The sequence below is a fragment of the Paenibacillus glufosinatiresistens genome (genome assembly GCF_031470375.1).
Lineage (GTDB): Bacteria > Bacillota > Bacilli > Paenibacillales > Paenibacillaceae > Paenibacillus_AQ > Paenibacillus_AQ glufosinatiresistens.
Genome location: NZ_JAVFHT010000001.1, coordinates 628,120 through 645,368, shown reverse-complemented (window position 1 = coordinate 645,368; position 17,249 = coordinate 628,120). Strand labels below are relative to the sequence as shown.

Annotated in this window: 19 protein-coding genes and 1 pseudogene; 7 read left to right on the top strand and 13 right to left on the bottom strand. The window is 58.5% G+C overall.

Features of this window, described 5'->3' with window-relative positions; all coding sequences use genetic code 11:
* Positions 1 to 75: 75 nt before the first annotated feature.
* Positions 76 to 1,317, bottom strand: a complete 1,242-nt coding sequence (locus RBI05_RS02980) for a sialidase family protein (RefSeq protein ID WP_310550065.1) — start codon at positions 1,315 to 1,317, stop codon at positions 76 to 78.
* A 177-nt stretch (positions 1,318 to 1,494) separates the two neighbouring features.
* On the opposite strand from RBI05_RS02980, the gene RBI05_RS02975 reads away from it, so the two are divergent.
* From RBI05_RS02975 to RBI05_RS02965, 3 genes are all read left to right on the top strand, one after another.
* Positions 1,495 to 1,869, top strand: coding sequence for a hypothetical protein (locus RBI05_RS02975; protein WP_191089568.1), 375 nt, complete (start codon positions 1,495 to 1,497; stop codon positions 1,867 to 1,869).
* Between the two features lie 132 nt (positions 1,870 to 2,001).
* Positions 2,002 to 3,198, top strand: coding sequence for a glycosyltransferase family 2 protein (locus RBI05_RS02970; protein ID WP_310550064.1), 1,197 nt, complete (start codon positions 2,002 to 2,004; stop codon positions 3,196 to 3,198).
* 5 nt (positions 3,199 to 3,203) lie between these two features.
* Positions 3,204 to 4,280 carry a glycosyltransferase family 4 protein gene (locus RBI05_RS02965; protein ID WP_310550063.1) on the top strand — a complete coding sequence of 359 codons (1,077 nt, stop codon included), beginning with the start codon at positions 3,204 to 3,206 and terminating at the stop codon, positions 4,278 to 4,280.
* A 17-nt stretch (positions 4,281 to 4,297) separates the two neighbouring features.
* Here the strand turns inward: RBI05_RS02965 and RBI05_RS02960 are convergent, their stop codons facing one another.
* Positions 4,298 to 4,879, bottom strand: a complete 582-nt coding sequence (locus RBI05_RS02960) for a nucleotidyltransferase family protein (RefSeq protein ID WP_310550062.1) — start codon at positions 4,877 to 4,879, stop codon at positions 4,298 to 4,300.
* A gap of 7 nt (positions 4,880 to 4,886) precedes the next feature.
* Positions 4,887 to 5,408: a GNAT family N-acetyltransferase gene (locus RBI05_RS02955; RefSeq protein ID WP_310550061.1), complete on the bottom strand. Its 522-nt coding sequence runs from the start codon at positions 5,406 to 5,408 to the stop codon at positions 4,887 to 4,889.
* A 157-nt stretch (positions 5,409 to 5,565) separates the two neighbouring features.
* Between RBI05_RS02955 and RBI05_RS02950 the strand changes: the two genes are divergently transcribed.
* The gene (locus RBI05_RS02950) at positions 5,566 to 6,888 is read left to right on the top strand and encodes a TrkH family potassium uptake protein (RefSeq protein ID WP_310550079.1); all 1,323 of its coding nucleotides are present in this window, start codon (positions 5,566 to 5,568) and stop codon (positions 6,886 to 6,888) included.
* A 57-nt stretch (positions 6,889 to 6,945) separates the two neighbouring features.
* Here the strand turns inward: RBI05_RS02950 and RBI05_RS02945 are convergent, their stop codons facing one another.
* On the bottom strand, positions 6,946 to 7,236 hold the full coding sequence (locus RBI05_RS02945; RefSeq protein ID WP_150458524.1) for a hypothetical protein: 291 nt from the start codon (positions 7,234 to 7,236) through the stop codon (positions 6,946 to 6,948).
* Between the two features lie 172 nt (positions 7,237 to 7,408).
* On the opposite strand from RBI05_RS02945, the gene RBI05_RS02940 reads away from it, so the two are divergent.
* Positions 7,409 to 8,641, top strand: coding sequence for an aminopeptidase (locus RBI05_RS02940; protein ID WP_150458523.1), 1,233 nt, complete (start codon positions 7,409 to 7,411; stop codon positions 8,639 to 8,641).
* A 157-nt stretch (positions 8,642 to 8,798) separates the two neighbouring features.
* Positions 8,799 to 8,987, top strand: coding sequence for a hypothetical protein (locus RBI05_RS02935; protein ID WP_150458522.1), 189 nt, complete (start codon positions 8,799 to 8,801; stop codon positions 8,985 to 8,987).
* 60 nt (positions 8,988 to 9,047) lie between these two features.
* Here the strand turns inward: RBI05_RS02935 and RBI05_RS02930 are convergent, their stop codons facing one another.
* The 7 genes and pseudogenes from RBI05_RS02930 to RBI05_RS02905 form a co-directional block, all read right to left on the bottom strand.
* On the bottom strand, positions 9,048 to 9,737 hold the full coding sequence (locus RBI05_RS02930) for an AlkZ-related protein (protein WP_310550060.1): 690 nt from the start codon (positions 9,735 to 9,737) through the stop codon (positions 9,048 to 9,050).
* Positions 9,706 to 9,945, bottom strand: coding sequence for a TetR-like C-terminal domain-containing protein (locus RBI05_RS19275; protein WP_408638285.1), 240 nt, complete (start codon positions 9,943 to 9,945; stop codon positions 9,706 to 9,708). The genes RBI05_RS02930 and RBI05_RS19275 overlap by 32 nt, the downstream gene beginning before the upstream one ends.
* A 155-nt stretch (positions 9,946 to 10,100) precedes the next feature.
* Positions 10,101 to 10,193: pseudogene (locus tag RBI05_RS19270) on the bottom strand (TetR family transcriptional regulator); the annotation flags it as partial.
* An 87-nt stretch (positions 10,194 to 10,280) separates the two neighbouring features.
* Positions 10,281 to 11,078, bottom strand: coding sequence for a phosphate ABC transporter ATP-binding protein PstB (gene pstB / locus RBI05_RS02920; RefSeq protein ID WP_310550058.1), 798 nt, complete (start codon positions 11,076 to 11,078; stop codon positions 10,281 to 10,283).
* 43 nt (positions 11,079 to 11,121) lie between these two features.
* Positions 11,122 to 12,018, bottom strand: a complete 897-nt coding sequence (gene pstA / locus RBI05_RS02915; protein WP_150458620.1) for a phosphate ABC transporter permease PstA — start codon at positions 12,016 to 12,018, stop codon at positions 11,122 to 11,124.
* 3 nt (positions 12,019 to 12,021) lie between these two features.
* A complete protein-coding gene (gene pstC / locus RBI05_RS02910; protein ID WP_150458619.1) occupies positions 12,022 to 12,882 on the bottom strand; it encodes a phosphate ABC transporter permease subunit PstC in 861 nt (286 codons plus the stop codon).
* Between the two features lie 147 nt (positions 12,883 to 13,029).
* Positions 13,030 to 13,947 carry a phosphate ABC transporter substrate-binding protein PstS family protein gene (locus tag RBI05_RS02905; RefSeq protein ID WP_408638284.1) on the bottom strand — a complete coding sequence of 306 codons (918 nt, stop codon included), beginning with the start codon at positions 13,945 to 13,947 and terminating at the stop codon, positions 13,030 to 13,032.
* 238 nt (positions 13,948 to 14,185) lie between these two features.
* On the opposite strand from RBI05_RS02905, the gene RBI05_RS02900 reads away from it, so the two are divergent.
* Entirely contained in the window at positions 14,186 to 15,157 is a 972-nt protein-coding gene (locus RBI05_RS02900) for a LysR family transcriptional regulator (protein WP_310550056.1), read from the top strand.
* 106 nt (positions 15,158 to 15,263) lie between these two features.
* On the opposite strand, the gene RBI05_RS02895 is transcribed toward RBI05_RS02900, so the two are convergent.
* Both RBI05_RS02895 and RBI05_RS02890 read right to left on the bottom strand, forming a co-directional pair.
* A complete protein-coding gene (locus tag RBI05_RS02895; RefSeq protein WP_310550055.1) occupies positions 15,264 to 16,151 on the bottom strand; it encodes a class I SAM-dependent methyltransferase in 888 nt (295 codons plus the stop codon).
* Between the two features lie 65 nt (positions 16,152 to 16,216).
* On the bottom strand, positions 16,217 to 17,197 hold the full coding sequence (locus RBI05_RS02890; protein ID WP_310550054.1) for a DMT family transporter: 981 nt from the start codon (positions 17,195 to 17,197) through the stop codon (positions 16,217 to 16,219).
* Between the last annotated feature and the right edge of the window lie 52 nt (positions 17,198 to 17,249).

Below are 17,249 nucleotides of genomic sequence, written 5' to 3'. Positions count from 1 at the left end.
GCTCCTTGTTTTTGAAATAGGCGCTTATTTTGGTGCTGGGGTATTCCCATATTTAGCTTTTGGGACAGCCTGTTTTTAGGTAATCACATCATTGGAGTATCCGGCAAATATCGTCTGCGTCCCCGGCGAGGTATCGGTCCAGACGCCGATATAGCCGCCCGGCGGAACCGAGATGATGTCGATGTAATCGCCGATTAACGGCACTCCCGTGCCTCCCGCATTGGGATCAAAGGACTCGTTCGTAATTCTCGTGTTGGTGAAAGTCTGCCCGCCGTTGATGGATCTCGCCACAAACACATCCAGCAGGTAGCCGTTTACCTGGTTGCTGTAATAAATCACATTTACTACACCCAGAAGCGGATCAATGTCGATTGCCGGAAAAAAGTTCTGCGTGCCTGCCGGCGCGCCGGTGATGCTGACAGGAGCGGAGTAGGAAAGACCGTCATCGCTGGAATAGGACATGAAGATGTCCGAATAGCCCTGCCGGAAATCTTGCCATACCGTATAGATCCGGTTTGTGTATGGACCAACCGACCGGTCGATCGAAATATTGGCGAAGGTGAGCACCCGGAAGGCGTAGCCCGGAACCGGCAGCACGGGCGGAACGGGTACGATAGCCGATACCTCGCGCGGATCGCCGAAGGTAGTCCCTCCATCCACAGATCGGCGGACGACAAACCGGTATTCCGGGTCCACGGTCACCCAGGCCCCGTACACAGTTCCGATAAGATCCACGGCCGCATCCGGGCGTTCGACCTGCTCCGCTTCACTGGACAGCAGGACAGGAGTGTCCCAGGTCGCGCCTCCGTCTCTGGAGCGGCTCAGAAATGCGGTCGAGTTCCCTCCGTTCTCCACGTTGAATTGGTGATTGTACAACACATAGATGAAGCCGAGATAAGGACTGGACTGGCTGACATCCACGGTTACGTTGGTTTCATCGTTGTTAATATAAGTGCCAAAGCCGCTGTTGACGATCACAGGTTCACTGAAGGTAGCTCCATTGTCAACGGACCGGTACGCAACGCTGGTTCCGCTGTTCGCGCCCGGAAAGACATGGGCGGTCACGATGAATACATTGGGGAATCCGTAAGCCACCGCCGGTGCTTCGGCTCCGCTGAATCCGGGCGGCAGTGGCAACAGGGACTGGGACCAGTTCGCGCCTCCGTCCAGCGACCGGTAGAGCCCGATCAGAGGCACTCCGGTTGTGGTATCGACCGCCACCGCAACCATAATTCCCGGGATTAACAGGTTCACTGCAATAAAAGGCTCAAATTTCGGCGCCGAGCCTGTCGTTACTTGAAAGTTGAAATTGGTCATTGGCTCTCCCCCTTGGAAAATGTGTTTCATTATATGGCGCCTCTCCGGCCTTTTCTTCCCTTTTGCCTATCTTTCTGCAATTTCCACCCCTTGCTCCACCTTTGTCCGAGCCTTTCGCGAGAGTTGCAGAATAAGGTATGGAGAGTCACACTTCATCTTCTCCAGGAGGGACAGCCCATGCCTTATACCACGGGAATCATCACGAATACCCGGGCCATCGGCACCGCCGCTTCGCAGATCGCCGTCAGTGTCCGCAACGTGTCGAATGCCAGCGCCACCATTATTCTCGAAGTCTTCGGGGTGCCGATTTCGTCTCTTGCCTTGACGCCGCTCTATGTATCGGGCTTTGTCGTTCCCCCGTTCAGTGCCGATATCCGGGAATTTGTGATTGCCGGAAATGTCGCCTACGAAGTGCAGTACAGCCTGTCCAGCCCCTTGGCCGATGTGGCCGTATCCGTCTACGGGCTGGACGAATTCGGCAATCTGGTCACCGGACAGCGTGTTCTTCAGCAGGAACTGACCGAAATTCCGTCCTTGTCGCTCCAGGTCTAACGCCCCTCTTTTGTTCCGTTTCAGCGGATAACGGCTATTGCCGGTCTTCTTCGCGAATTTAATCGCACCCCCGGCCGGCATAGTCATATACATATCATACCGTCAGGGAATTTCGTCCGAAGGAGTGACACTATGACAGACGTCGGCGTTGTGATGCCGGTGTATACCCAGAGACCGGACTATGTGTGCCTTGCGCTTCAATCCTTGCTGGTGCAGACTTGCCGGGAGTTCAGACTGGTGGTCGTTCTTGACGGCGACCCTCTTATGGAGCCGCTGGTCAGGACGGCGATTGGAGACGACGCCCGGGTTACGGTGCTGGCTCATCCGGAGAACCGGGGGGTGGCGGCAGCGCTGAACACCGGTTTTGACGTTCTATCGGAAGATCCTGAAATCCTCTACTGGACCTGGGTCTCCAGCGACAACTGGTACCATCCCCGCTTCCTGGAGATCTTGAGACGAACCCTGGCTGAAGGGCCTGAAGAGCTGGGACTGGTCTACAGTTCCTTTCAGAGTATCGACGAAGCCGGTAACCCGTTGCATGACGAGCCGAGTCTGGCTCTTCTGAGGCAGTACCAGTCCCGGCCAGCGGATAAGCTGCTGGATTCTTCCCTGGTCGGCGTCTCCTTTATGTATAAAGCCCGCTACGCCAGGCAGGTTGGACCTTACGGGATGGAGCCGGTGGAGGATTATGATTATTGGCTTCGGCTCTCCGAGCTGTGCCGGATGCGCTATATTCCCGCCGAGCTGATGCACTACAGAGTGAATTCTCCGCACAGCATCTCGTCTGCGCTGAATACTGCGTATCAGCACAGACGCTGGCGGCATGCTTTTCATCTGGCCCGCCATCAGGCCCGTCACCGGCGGGGGATACCCGCAGAGCTGACTGTGCTCTTTCCGGCCCGGGACGGGGGGGAGCGAGAGGTAGAATGGCTGGAGAATCTGTATGAACAGACGTTCAGCAACTACGAATGCCGGATTCTGGATGTATCGTTAGGGGGAACGGCTTCCACCCCGCTGACAGCTGTTTCTCACCCTTCTACGCTCTCTGCCTCTTACGCCGGCTGTTCCTCCGAAGCAGCAGGCAAGCTTGAATTGAACAAAGTCTGGACGCGCTTTGTCCTTGTTGCGGGCAGCGCTCCGTTCGCTTCTTCCTCCGACCTTCAGATCCTGATCGATCACCTCGGTGCAGCAGACTCTTCTCTGCTGTCCTGCTATTATACCGATGAGAGACTGGTCGGGTACCGGCATCGGAGCAGCGGAACGCCATTATTCGATTTGCGCTGGAATGAACTGTTTCGCACACAAGAATTGAAAGAAGCACTGGGGTGATCGGAATGAAAGTGCTATTCACCTTCTATAATCCGAGCGGAGGCATGGAGACGCTGAATCGGACGCGCTGCCGCGCGCTGATGAATCGGGGGGTGGAGTGCCATCTTCTGTATACCCACCCCGGAGCGGGCGTACAGAATATCCGCGGCATTCCAACGCTGATTGCAGGCAAGGATGGAGAGATCCGGGAACGGATTCAGAAGGAGCAGTACGATTTAATTGTCGTCTGTACCGACATTGATCTGGCCCGGAGAATCCGCGGTTTCGGTTACGGAGGACCGCTGGTCTTTGAAATTCAGGGTCTCGGCCCTCTTCAGGAAGCCGAAATTATCCTCAAAGATATGTCCGAACGGATCCATCAATGCGCCGATGCGCTCCTCTATCCGAAGACAACGCATCTTCAGCAGCTCTTGACTCGGCGGTTCGCGGGAATCCCGGCCTATTGCTTCGATGATCCTGTCGACGCCTCGGAATTCGCTTACCGCTCTTACCCGGCCAAGCCGTTTCCGATTCTCGGCTGGGTCGGAAGGCTGCAGGCGAACAAGAATTGGAGCGAATTTCTGAAGATCGGCTCCCGGCTGCTGAACATCCGTCCCGAGATGTACCTGTGGATCTTCCATGATGAACAGCTGTATGATCCCGGAGACAAGGAGCAGTTCTCGGAACTTGCGGAAGCGCTGGGGATAACTTCCCGGATTATTATGTACTCCAACGTTCCCCATGAGCTGATGGCGGATTACTTGAGCATGATCGGAGATTCGGGAGGGCTGCTCTGTTCCACCTCCATATTGGAAGGGTTCGGTTACGCGGTCGCGGAAGCGATGCTCTGCCGCTGTCCGGTGCTCAGCTCGGATTCGGACGGCATCCGGCGGATGATCCGGCATAACCGCACGGGCCGTCTCTACAATAGAGGCAGCATCGACGATGCGGTAGAAGGAGCGCTGGATTTGTTGCAGAGCGGCAAGCGACGGGAGCGGATTCGGCTGGAGGGAGAACGGCACATTCGGGAGACCCTTGCGCCGGATTTATACGCCGACCGGTTCCTGAAGATGGCCAAGAAGCTCGGAGTGCTTCAGCAATAATTCCGCTTCTTCAGCTGTTATTCCCTGTGGTCTCCAGGCGGATCCTCCAGCCGGAGCTTGGGCCATCTATCCAGCCACCGCTTTGCTTCCATACGGCGGCGACACAGCTCCCTGTCTCGGCATCCGGGGCTTGGCCGGACCCTTCCGTTCATCAGGTCGCTCAGACCGTAGGGCGCTATGACTGTCATTCTTCCGTTCCCATCCAGTCTGACGGCGACGGCTGTCGCGGTTTCAGGCCATTCGCGCATCGCGGCTTCGATGGAAGGATAAGGCGAGCTGCCGCTGACCAAATGCATCCGGGCCTGATTTTTACAGGACCAGTTCAGGCAGGGCCGAAGCTGACGAAGCCGCGCATCCAGCTTCTTTTCTTCGGCTTCCTCCGGATGAAGGGGGTCATAATAGAGAACATCAATATCTTCGGGCACGGTCCGGCGAATAAAGCCGTGAAGCTCGTCCCAGACCAGAGACCGAAGGTATCCGGCAGCGATGCAGCCTTCCGGAAGGCGCAGCTTGTCAACGGCTTCCAGGTCTTTCCGGACCGAGGGCTGCCGGTCCAGAATACTTATAAACCGCTGAAGATCAGAAATAAGGCCGGACATGCAGGCTTCACTCCCCGTGTGCGGAATCCAGAATTTTGGCCATCATGTATTCATCTGCCCAGTTCCCGTCTACGCGCAGCGACCGGCGCTTCGTTCCCTCAATCCCGAACCCGCACTTGCGGTAGAGGGCCAGCGCGCGTTCATTGTGGGTCATGACGGTGAGCTCCAGACGGACAAGCCCGGTTGAGCAGGCCCAGTCTTCCAGTTCGCGGAACAGCTTCGTTCCGATGCCTTGGCCCGTGTATTCCGAAGCGATTCCGGCGACCAAATAAGCGCTGTGGCGGACTCTCTGCGGGCCTCCGCCCTTTGCGGAGACGAATCCGACAAGCCGCCCGTCCGCCTCGGCACCCAGCAGGATCGAATTATCGGATTGGCGGAAGCTCTCCAGCATCTCCGCCGTCTGCGTTTCGTCTGCTGTACGTTCCCCGGGCTCCAGCATCATGAACCGGGTTTCCCGGTCGAGCTGGCGCTGAAGCCTCAGCAGGTTGGCAGCGTCCGCGGGTATTAATTCTCGAATCGTAAGGGACATTCGCTTAACCTTCTTTCTTGCGCCTGCGCATCTCCCCTCCCGCCGAGTCCTAAGCGGACTGTCCGGTACAAATTGTGATATAATTTGTCACAACGAATTCACGGACCCGGGAGTGTGCGCTTTGGCTAATCTGTCTTTGGACTTTATTTGGAGAAGAATGCGGCTGACCCCGCCCAAAATTCTGTCGCTCGGCTTCGCGGGACTGATTGTGATCGGAACATTGCTTCTATGGCTCCCCGCCGCTTCCACGGAAGGCAGGCTGTCCTTGGTGGACGCCTTGTTCATGGCTACTTCCGCCACTTGCGTCACCGGGCTCGCTGTGGTTGATACAGGCACCAGTCTGACGCTGTTCGGCCAGATCGTGCTGCTGGTGCTGTTCCAGTTCGGCGGACTCGGCTTTGTCACTATGGCTACGCTCATTACGCTGATTTTGAACAAGCGGATCTCCCTGAAGGAGCGGCTGCTGCTGCAAGAGTCCATGAACCAGAACTCCATGCAAGGGATTGTCCGTCTGATCCGGCGCGTACTGCTCTATTCGCTTGTGATTCAGGGGATGGGAACTGCGCTCTTCACCCTGCGTTTCCTGCAGGACATGGGAGCGGCCAAAGCCTTTTATTTCGGCTTGTTCCACAGCGTCTCGATCTTCAATAATGCCGGCTTTGATCTGTTCGGCGATGTGCACGGCCCATTCAGCGGGCTGGTTCATTATGTAGAAGACCCTATCGTCAACCTGACCTCGATGGCCCTTATCTTCGTGGGCGGCATCGGGTTCATCGTCCTATCGGATATTGTGGATTATCCGCGCCGCCGGCGGCTGTCCCTGCACTCGAAGGTGGTTCTGTCCGCATCCCTGATTCTGGTTGTGGCCGGGGCTGCGATGCTGATGTGGCTGGAGGCGAACAATACGATGAAGCCCCTTCATGCCGGGGGTAAAATCATGGCGTCGTTCCTTCAGTCCATCACCCCCCGTTCCGGCGGGGTCACGACGCTGAATGTCGCGGAGCTTCGGGAATCGAGCCAATTTCTGCTCATTCTCTTTATGTTCATCGGCGCTGCGCCGGGCTCTACAGGCGGAGGAATCAAGATTACGACCTTCGCTCTTCTGATGGCCGCCGTGTACGCCCGTCTGCGCGGCCGGGAAGATGTCGCCCTGTTCCGCAATCGTCTGCCCAAAGAGAATGTATACCGGGCCATTACCATTACGCTCTTGTCGCTGCTGCTGGTGGTCAGCGCAACCATGGTTCTGTGCATCACGGAGAGCGCCGACTTCCTGAGCGTACTCTTCGAGGCCGTCTCGGCGTTCGGGACCTCCGGTATCACGCTCGGACTTACTCCCGAACTCAGCCTCCCCGGCAAGCTTCTCGTAATTGTCCTGATGTTCATGGGCCGGACAGGCCCGCTCACGCTGGCTTACGCCATCAAGCCGCGCCGCAGCCGGGAACTGTACCGTTATCCCGAAGGCGACGTCACGATTGGTTAAACCAAGAGCCCCTTCACACGGAAGCGGGCTCTTGGTTCGTATCAGAGCGGTAAAATTCTACTGTCCGCTCTTGTCTTCGGTTGACTCTTCCTGCATTTCGAGCGCCGCGTCCAGGAGCCGGTCGAACAGCTCGTCATCCTCTTCAATCAGGCTGTCCGCCCGGAGGAACTGCTCTTCATCGCCGGACTCCTCCGCAAAATTGAGCGCATAATCCCACTCCTTGCCCTTCTTGCTGAACAGTGTAATTTCATAAGCGGCTTCGTGGCCTTCCAGTCTGAATACCGTATGGCCCAGATAGCTGCCTGCTTCATCGCGGGTCATGTCCGCGCGGATAATATCCGTCTTCATGGGTTGTCCGACTTCCTTTCAAGGTCTGTCCTGTTCTCTCCCAGTATAACATTTACCGGATTCCCGAAGAAGTACAGGTCTCACCTTCATTGACTTTTTTCGGCCGGCGGTTAATAATTTAGTACAATATGGGTATCCATATCTAAACGAAACGGTAAACGGAGGTTCATTTATGTCCCCATTTGAAGCGAAACTGAACAAATATGCAGAGCTGGCCGTCAAAATCGGCATCAACGTTCAGCCCGGTCAGACGCTTGTAATCAACGCGCCGGTATCGACGGCCGAATTCGTCCGTCTGATCGCCGAGCAGGCTTATGAGACAGGGGCCGGCAACGTAATCGTCAACTGGAGCGACGAACGGATTACCCGGCTGAAGTTCGAGCATGCCGCAGACGAAGTGTTCTCCACGCCGCCCAAGTGGCTGGCGGGAGAATGGACAGAGCTGGCCGAGCAAGGCGCCGCCTTCCTCTCGGTCATTGCGGAAGATCCGGATGCGCTCAACGGGATCGACCCGGCCCGGATTTCGCTGAACCAGAAGACGCGCGGAGCGGCGCTGGAGAAATACCGGGAATTCATTTTGTCGGAGCGTGTAAGCTGGAGCATTGTTGCCGTTCCTTCAAAGGCATGGGCCGATAAGGTCTTCCCGCAGCTTCCTTCGGAGGACCGGGTGGATGCTCTGTGGGATGCCATCTTCAAGACGGTTCGCCTCGACCGGGAGGACCCGGTCGCAGCCTGGCAGGACCATCTGCTGACGCTGGAAGCCAAGGCAGATGTGCTGAACGCCAAGAAGTACAAGAAGCTGCGTTATGAAGCTCCAGGAACGGACCTGACGATCGAGCTCCCGGAAGGACATCTCTGGGCGCGCGGCGACAGCACCAACGAGAAAGGCGTAAAGTTCGTCGCCAATATGCCGACCGAAGAAGTGTTCACGGCTCCCCTCAAGACCGGCGTCAACGGAACGGTCCGCAGCACGAAGCCGCTCAGCCACAGCGGGAACATCATCGACAACTTCTCGATCACCTTCGAGAACGGGCGGATTATCTCCGTTCAGGCCGAAGTCGGCCAGGAATCGCTGGAGCATCTCATCGAGATCGACGAGGGCGCGAAATATCTGGGCGAGGTCGCTCTGGTGCCGCATCATTCCCCTATCTCCGATTCCAACATTCTGTACTACAACACACTGTTCGACGAGAACGCCTCCAACCATCTGGCTATCGGCGCCGCCTATTCCTTCTGTCTGGTGGACGGCAAAATGCTGAATCAGGACCAGCTCCGCGAGCGCGGCTTGAATACAAGCCTTACGCATGTCGATTTCATGATCGGCTCGGCGGATATGAATATTTACGGCATCGCGGCAGACGGTTCCGAGGAACCCGTCTTCCTGAAGGGCAACTGGGCGTTCTAATTCCGCACCGTTCAACGGGCCGCCGGACTCCGATCCATTCGGAGTCCGGCGGTTTTTTTGGCATGAACCCGCACGCGTCTCATTGAATTGTGTTCACAAATATGTAACAATACAAATAGTTCCATAATCAGCAATCCCGATTTAGGAGGAGATCATCATGAAGGAACCTTATGTGCCCGATTGGCATGAAAGGAATACGGCCGAACCTCTGCCTGCCTCCAATTTCACAGCAGACGACAGGCCGGGGGCTTCCCTTGCCCGGTTCCTCAAATTTACGGCCTATGTTCTGTTGATGTTGGGTATTCTGTACTTCGCCGCTGCCTTTCTGATCCCGCTGCTGAAGTAGCAGTCGATTTCATGCAAGCGCTTACCTATATGTAGGAGGAGGATGTAACGGAAACCGGGGCTAGCGGCTCAGTTCCTTGGACAACCACCGGGCGGCTGCGGGAGACCATACCTGTTCCGCGTGCTCCAGCAGCCGGAGCCGGGCTTCTTCCCTGCTTCCGCCGTATCGGGCCAGCCCGGACTGGCGCATCCAGTTCTCCGACGTCTCATAGGAGGTGCTGTTCCAGCCGCTCTTCTCTCCGCTTGCGTCCAGCCGCTGGACAGCCCCCGAAATGACAATGGCCCCCCGCTCCTGCAGCTCCGCAAGTCCCCGGTCAAAGGCGCTCTTCTGCTCCTTGGCTTTCATTCCGGATACGCTCCGCAGTTCACGGGTCTCGATGCCGGGATGGTCCCGGATGATCTCATAGAGAACGAGCGCCTCACGGCTGAGCAGGCCGCGGGTATACCGTTCCCGCACATCCTCCGCACCTCCGAGGGCGGCATGCAGCAGCGGATACCAATCCCGGTGGACCAGGACCGCCTTCTTTCTGAAGAATTTTCCGTAGGCCGCGTCTCCCTCGGACGGGAAGCGCACTCTCCACTGCCACGGGTCCGTCCCGCTGCCCGTATGCCAATTCTCTTCCGGCGTCACCGCCGTCAGCGACGGATGATCCGGCAGCAGGGGGGCCAGCGGCAGCATGCCGAGCTTCTCCATCAGCAGACAAGCTTCCTCGTAGGTCTCAATCGGTTCCCGAACGCTCTGATTCATCATCAATGAGCCTCACTCCTTCTAATTGTGGTGACAGTCCGGGCAAGTAGGCGCGAAGCGCCATCTGCAGGCTTGTCCCGACTTCAAGCGGAAAGCCGAAGCCTCCGCCTCCTTCGAGCGATGCGAAGCCGTGCAGAAGGCTGCGGAGACTGCGGACGGCATGAATTTCTTGTTCTGCCTCCAGATTCCGCTCCCGTAAAAAACCGGCGATAAGCGCGACCAGACGTCCTCCGACCTCGGCCAGCGCCTGGCAGACTGGCAGAGACGCTCCAGACCGTGCAGGGCCAACGACGACTTCAGCTCACCCGGACTCTCGATGTGATTATACAACGACGGCTGCTTCACGCCCAGCCGTTCGGCCACAGCGGCGAGCGTAATCTGATCCGCTCCCCGCTCATCGGCCAGCTTCGAGGCGGCTTCTACTACGGCCGACCTGCCGATTCCCGCTCTTGGCGGCATTCGCATTAGTTAATCAAGCCCAATATCCGGCTTTAGCTGAAGAAAGCCCTGTCCGCAGGCGCGGACAGGGCTTCTATACAATAATGATCAGCCGAACCGGCCGCTGATATACTCTTGGGTCATGGTATTGTCCGGTGTAGTGAACAGCTTATCCGTCCGGCCGTATTCGATGAGCGTGCCCAGATAGAAGTAGGCGGTATAGTCGGAGATTCGGGCGGCCTGCTGCATATTGTGGGTCACGATCACGATCCGCAGTTCTTCGCGCAGTTCCTTGATGAGCTCTTCGATCTTCCCTGTAGAGACGGGGTCCAGCGCCGACGCCGGCTCGTCCAGCAGCAGGATCTGCGGATCGACCGACAGCGCCCGGGCAATGCAGAGGCGCTGCTGCTGCCCGCCCGAGAGCGCCAGCGCGGAGTCTTTCAGCCGGTCCTTCACTTCGTCCCAGAGCGCTGCCCGGCGGAGGCTGGACTCGACAATCTCGTCGAGGTCTTTCTTGCCCTTCACGCCGTGATAGCGCGGGCCAAAAGCGATGTTGTCGTAGATCGACTTATAGAACGGGTTCGGCTTCTGCCAGACCATTCCGATTTTTTGGCGGAGCTTGATGACGTCCGTCCCGGGCGCATTGATATCCACCCCGTCGATCCAGATGTTCCCCTTCGTCTTCGCCCCGGAGATTTCATCGTTCATCCGGTTCAGCGACCGCAGAAAGGTCGATTTGCCGCAGCCCGAAGGGCCGATCAGCGCAGTTACCGTATTCTTGGGAAAAGGAAGGGTGATCCCCTTCACGGCCTCATAGGTGCCGTAGAACACGCTCAGATTCTCCGTCTCGAACGACTTGCCGGACTTGGCAACGGCTCCCGCCGCCAGGGTTGCAATCGCACTCATCTTACGTTCCTCCTCTTCTTCGTTCAAGCCTGAATTCCGGTCCTTAGTTCATGCGCTTGGAAGCCGTCAGCTTCCGGTAGATGAAGCGGCCGAAGTAGCGGGCCGCCAGGTTGAACACGAGCACGGTCAGCACCAGGACGGCCGAAGCGCCCGCGGCGATCTGCGCCGCGTCGGGCGCCAGCCCTTCGCTGTTGATCTTCCAGATATGAACCGCCAGCGTCTCCGCCGGACGGAACGGATTGAGCGGCGAGTTGCTGTCCAGCGGATTCCAGTTGCCGAAGTCCAGACGCGGACTGCTCATTCCCGCCGTGAACATCAGCGCGGCGGCTTCCCCGAACACACGGCCGGCCGACAGAATCGTTCCTGTAAGGATGGAAGGTAGCGCGACCGGGAACAATACGCTGGTGACAATCTTCCATTTCGACAGGCCCATTGCCAAGCCCGCTTCCTTCTGCTGAACCGGAACGCCCCGGAAGGCCTGCTCCGTAATGCGGACCAGCAGCGGCAGATTGAAGACCGTCAGCGCCAGCGCGCCGGAGATGAGCGAGAAGCCTAGTCCGAACACATTGACGATCAGCAGCAGACCGAACAGACCGACGACGATCGAGGGGAACGAGGACAGCACCTCGACGATCAGGCGAATGCCGTTCGTAATCCGGCCCGGCCGGGCGTATTCCGCCATGTAGATCCCGGCTCCCAGGCCAAGCGGGACGGTAATGAGCAGCGTCAGTACGAGCAGGAACAGCGAATTGAAGAGCTGCGGCCCGATCCCGCCGCCCGCGCGGATCTTCTGCGGCGCCGAGGTCAGGAAGTCCCAGCTGATATGGCTGAGGCCCCGGAAGAGAATATACCCGAGCAGACCGGCCAGAATGGCCACGATCAGCAGGGCGAAGAAGACGATTACGCCGGTGGCGATTTTGTCTACCGTTTTGGCTTTCATCATTTAGAGCTTTCTCCTTTTCTCCAGCAGACGGACCAGCGAGACAAAGACGAAGGTCATCAGCATCAGCACGAGCGCCATGCTCCAGAGCGCGTTGTTATGCGGCGAGCCCATCGTTGTGTTGCCCATGCCAAGCGTAATGGCGCTGGTCAGGGTGGACGCCGACTCGAACAGCGACGTCGGAATGAACGGCGCGTTCCCGATGACCATCTGAACCGCGAGCGCTTCTCCGAAGGCCCGGGCCATCCCGAGGACGACGCCGGTGAGGATCGACGGCAGGGTCGTCGGCAGAATGACACGGGAGATCGTCTGCCAGCGCGTTGCGCCGAGCGCGAACGAGGATTCTTTCAGGCTCTGCGGCAGGGTCGCCAGGGCATCCGCCGCGACGCTGGTAATGGTCGGCAGAATCATCACCGACAGCACCAGCGCTCCGGCCGCCACTCCGATGCCCTGCCCCGGGAACACATCGCGCAGCAGCGGCACAATGACGGTGAGGCCCACGAAGCCGTAGACCACGGACGGAATTCCCGACAGCAGCTCGATTACGGGCTGCAGAAGCTTTTTGCCCCAGCCGGGGACGATTTCGGTCATGAACAGAGCGGCGCAGATGCTGAGCGGGCTGGCAATCAGCGCGGCCAGCAGGGTGACGACGAAAGAGCCTGCGATGAACGGCAGCGCGCCGTACAGCGGCGGAGAGCCCTCCGGCGACCATTTTCTCCCGAACAGAAACTCCGAGATACTGACTCCGCTGACGGCGAAGGTCGAAATCCCCTTGGACATTACAAAATACACCATGGATATGATGATGACGATCAGGAGAAGCACGCAAAAGGACATATAGGAGCGTCCGATCAAGTCTTCCATATGATGTTTCTCGAACCGTTTGTTCTCAAGGCGTGTACGTTTGGCCAAATTCGTCAAGCATGCCCCTTCTTTCTAAAGTGAAAATAGAGGCAGACGATCGTCCGCCTCTGCAATTCATGATGTCTGATTCGCTTATTGGTTCGTTACTTACTTGTTCGTTACATTGCCGTCCACATCGCGGGCCACCTGCATTTTGGACACCGGGATGTAACCGAGATCGGCCACATCGCCCTCCTGCACCTCATCGGTCAGGAAGTAGTCCAGGAAGGCCTTAAGCGCGCCGTCCGGCTCGCCGTTCGTGTACATATGCTCATACGCCCATACCGGATACTTGCCCGAAGTGACGTTGTCAATCGAAGGCTCGGTGCCTTCGTACTTCAACGTCGTTACACTGTCATCCAGGTAAGACAGGGCCAGATAGCCGATGGCTCCCGGCGTTTCGCCGATCATTTTCTTGACCGTACCCGAGGAGTCTTCTTGAATCGAACCCGCCAGGTCTTCCGTCTTCGTGCCGAGCGCGAACTTCTCGAAGGTAGCGCGCGTGCCGGAGCTTGCCGGGCGGTTGATGATCTGGATCTTCTGGTCGGCGCCGCCGACGTCTTTCCAGTTCGTGATTTTGCCGGTAAAAATGTCGACGAGCTGCTGCTTCGTCAGATTGTCCACTCCGGTGTCCTTATGGGCCACCGCTGCGATGGCCACGACGGCGACCTGGTGGTCGATAAGCGCCTTGGCTTTGTCCGCGTCGGCGTCCTTCAGCTTCTCTTCGGCAAAGACGTCCGAGTTCCCGATCTGCACCTGTTTCTCGGCCACCTGCGTCAGCCCCGTTCCGCTGCCTCCGCCCTGCACCTGGATATCGACGTCCTGATGATCGTCCATGAACTTCTCGGCTACCTGCTCGACCAGCGGCTGAAGCGCCGTGGAGCCCGAGGCCAGAATGGAACCGCTCAGCTTGGCCGAATTGCCGCTCTCGCCGGAAGCATTGCTGACTGCATTGTTATTGTTGCCGCACCCTGCGAGGGCAACGACGCCCGTCAGAGCCAAAGTCAGAATCCAAGATTTCGTCAAACGCATGAGATGGTTTCTCCCCTTTTGGATAATTTGCAATTTCTGCTTCATGTCTATCGTTATGATCTCTTTCTGACATTTCTAATTCTAGGGCTCGTTCGTTAGACAAATGTCGTCATTGTGTAAACCGTGCGATAAAAATACAAATAATTTATATATAGTCTCATATAAATAATCTATAATAAGAAAACAGATGACATTTCGGCGGAATGGTGAATCCAGAAGGAGAGGCAAGCAAATGAATGTGCTCAAGATGCAGATCGTGGCGGGGATCGAGAAATACAAGAAGGTAACGGATGTCGCAGCCGCACTGGGAATGAAGCAGCCGACGGTATCCTTTCATATGAAGAGTCTCGAAAAAGAGTACGGCACCTCCCTCTTTCAGCAGCGCGGCGGACGCGTGCTGCTTACGGAAGCGGGACGGGCCCTGCTGCCCTATGCCATCAAAATCGTTGCCCTGGCCGAAGAGGCCGGGCGCAGCGTCAAGGCGATGTCGGACCAGCAGGGCCAGGGTCCGCTACCGCTGGCCGCCGCTCCTGTGCCCGGCGGCTGCTGGCTGCCTTCGGCCGCCGCCGCTTTCCTGCGGGAGCGGCCGGAAGTCCGGCTCCGGCTGTCCATCCTGCCGGAGCATGTGCTGCGCGAGCGCCTGCGCAGCCGCGAGATCGGGCTGGCCCTGCTGACGCTGCCGCCCGGCAGCCCGCCGCAGGGCGACGCGTCGCTGCACTTCCGGCCCGCCGGTCAGGACGAGCCGGTGCTGGTGTTCCCGCCCGGCCATGCGCTGGACCGGCCGGGAGACCTGGCCGCGCCCGGGCTCCCGGCGGGCACGGCGGCCGGGCTCGCCGCTCCGGCGGAGCACCCGGCCGTCACGCCCGGGCAGGCGGCGGCGCTGCCGCTATGGCTGCCGGAAGCCGGCTCCTGCATCCGCCAGAGTGCGGATGCTTGGGCGGCGCGCAACGGCGTCGCGCTGATGGCCCGGGGGGAGGCCGGAAGCTTCGAGGCCCTGATGGGCCTCGTCCTGGCGGACGGCTCCCCCGGGATTTGCTCCGCCGCCGCGGCCGCGGCGGAGCTGGCCGCCGGACGGCTGCGCGGCATTCCGCTGCCCGGGGAACCGGCGGCGGCCTGCCCGTGGGGCTGGTCCTGGCGCAGGGACCAGGAGCTTACGCCGCTGCAGGAGGCGCTGATGGATGCCTGCGGGCAGCCAAATCAATAATATCTGATCAAATAAAATGCCGCCTGACCACAAGCAGATTCCGGATAGAACCGGATCGCTTGCAGCCAGGCGGCATCGTTGATTTTACCTTTGTCTACCGGATTGCTTACGGCTTGTGCGCTACCAGCGTGAACGTCTTCGGAATGCCCTTGTCGAACGTATCGGACGACAGATTGGGCTCCTCTTCAAGCCGCTGTATCCGGAATCCCGCTTCGGCGGCGGCGGTGACAATCTCACCGAGCGTCCAGCGCCGCCAATAGACCGTCCGTTCTTCAGCCTGTCCCAAGGCTCCACCCGGCAAATACTTGGAATAGGACACCATCTTCGCTTCCAGGCTCTCGTCAAAATAATCGCCGTCCACCTTGTGCTTGCGCACCTTTGCCGTTGAACCCCGCGAGTGAATCAGCTTCGTCGAGACGGGATGAAAGTCCCGAAGGATAAAGGTGCCGCCCGGCAGCAGCAGCTTAAAGGCTGTTTCCATAAAAGGCCTAAGGTCCGTAAAATAATGCACAATTCCCTGCTCGGCGAACACGATGTCATACGCCCGCTCCGCCGCCTCGGGCGGAAGCTTCAGGACATCGGAGACATAATAGCGCAGCGGGACGTCCGCCGCCTCTGCCAAGCGCTCGGCATAGGCAGCGTTGCCTTCGGAGAAATCGGCGACGGACGCTTCTGCGCCAAGCAGAGCGAGCGCTACCGCCTTCATCCCGTTCGAGCCCATCAAATTCATTATCCGCTTGCCCCGGACATCGCCGAAATGGCGGTCCAGCGGACGCAGACGAATCGCAGGATTGCCGCGCAGCTTCTCCGCCGCTTCTTCCGGCGTTCCGAACCGGCGAACCCAGGCTGAATAGGTATCTTCATTCCAGACTTCCTCGCTGTGGCCGGAGGCGCCGGCACCAGGCTCCGGGCTCTGACGCCCCTCTTCTGCTGCGAAGAGGCCCTCCTTCTCCGGCCTGCCGCCTGCCTGCGGCCCGTTCACATTCTCGTTCATATCTTTCCTTTCCGATTGCACTCAATCTGAGTTCATTTTGTTCAGCGACATACTTGCAAGGGAGCTTAAAGAGGCACCGGTCGGGCCTGCTCTTCCGCCGTCTCCGGCGTTTCGACAGCCGTTCCTGTCCGGCTTGCGGCAAGACCCGCTTCCTGGGCCCGGCTTCTCCGGTTGCGCCCTTCAATATAGAGATAATAGGCCAGTCCTCCGATGACCAGCAGGCCTCCGCTCCATTGAAGAGCGCCCAGACGTTCTCCGAGCAGCAAGAAGGCCAAGATGCTGGAGCCGACCGGCTCGCCGAGAATGTTCATCGAGACGGTCGCCGCCGAGACGAACTGGAGCAGCCAATTGAACAGAACATGGCCGAAGACCGTCGGCACGACGGCCAGCAAGACGAAGATTCCCCACTCCCGCATCGGGTAATCGAAGAAGGGAATCCCCATCAGTAGATTATAGGCTGCGAACACCAGCGCAGCGGCAGCGAAGACTGTCAGGCTGTAGAGGTACGAGGGCATCCGCTTCGCCAGCTTTTGTCCGATGAGCAAATGACCGGCTACCGCAGCGGTTCCGCCCAAAGAGAACAGGTCGCCTTTCAAATTGTCCGAGGACAGGCCAACGTCGCCCCAGCCGATCAGACCGATGCCCGCAAGGGCAATTCCCAGACCGAGCAAGGCGGAAGACGGCGTTCGTTCCTTGTACCAGACATAGGCTCCAATCATGATAAAGAGCGGTTCCAGCGCAAGGATCATCGTCGAACTGGCGACCGAGGTGTAACGCAGCGATCCCATCCATAGCAGAAAATGAAGCGCAAGCAGGGTTCCCGATGCCAGCAGCAGCAGCCAGTCCGAGCGTTTCAGCCGGGCGGCCGAGCCGGTGTACGGCCGGGCAAACGGGAGCATCAGCAGTGAAGTGAAGAACAGCCGGTACATCCCCTGAATGGATACCGGCGCGGCGGACCATTTAATGAAGATGGAAGAGAACGATATGGCGGTGATGCCAACCAGCATCAATACCGGTACGGGAACCGGCGGTGTGTGCGATTTCATGCAACTTTCCTTTCCGTAGCAATAACCCGGCCCCCCTAGGGGCCGGGTCTTC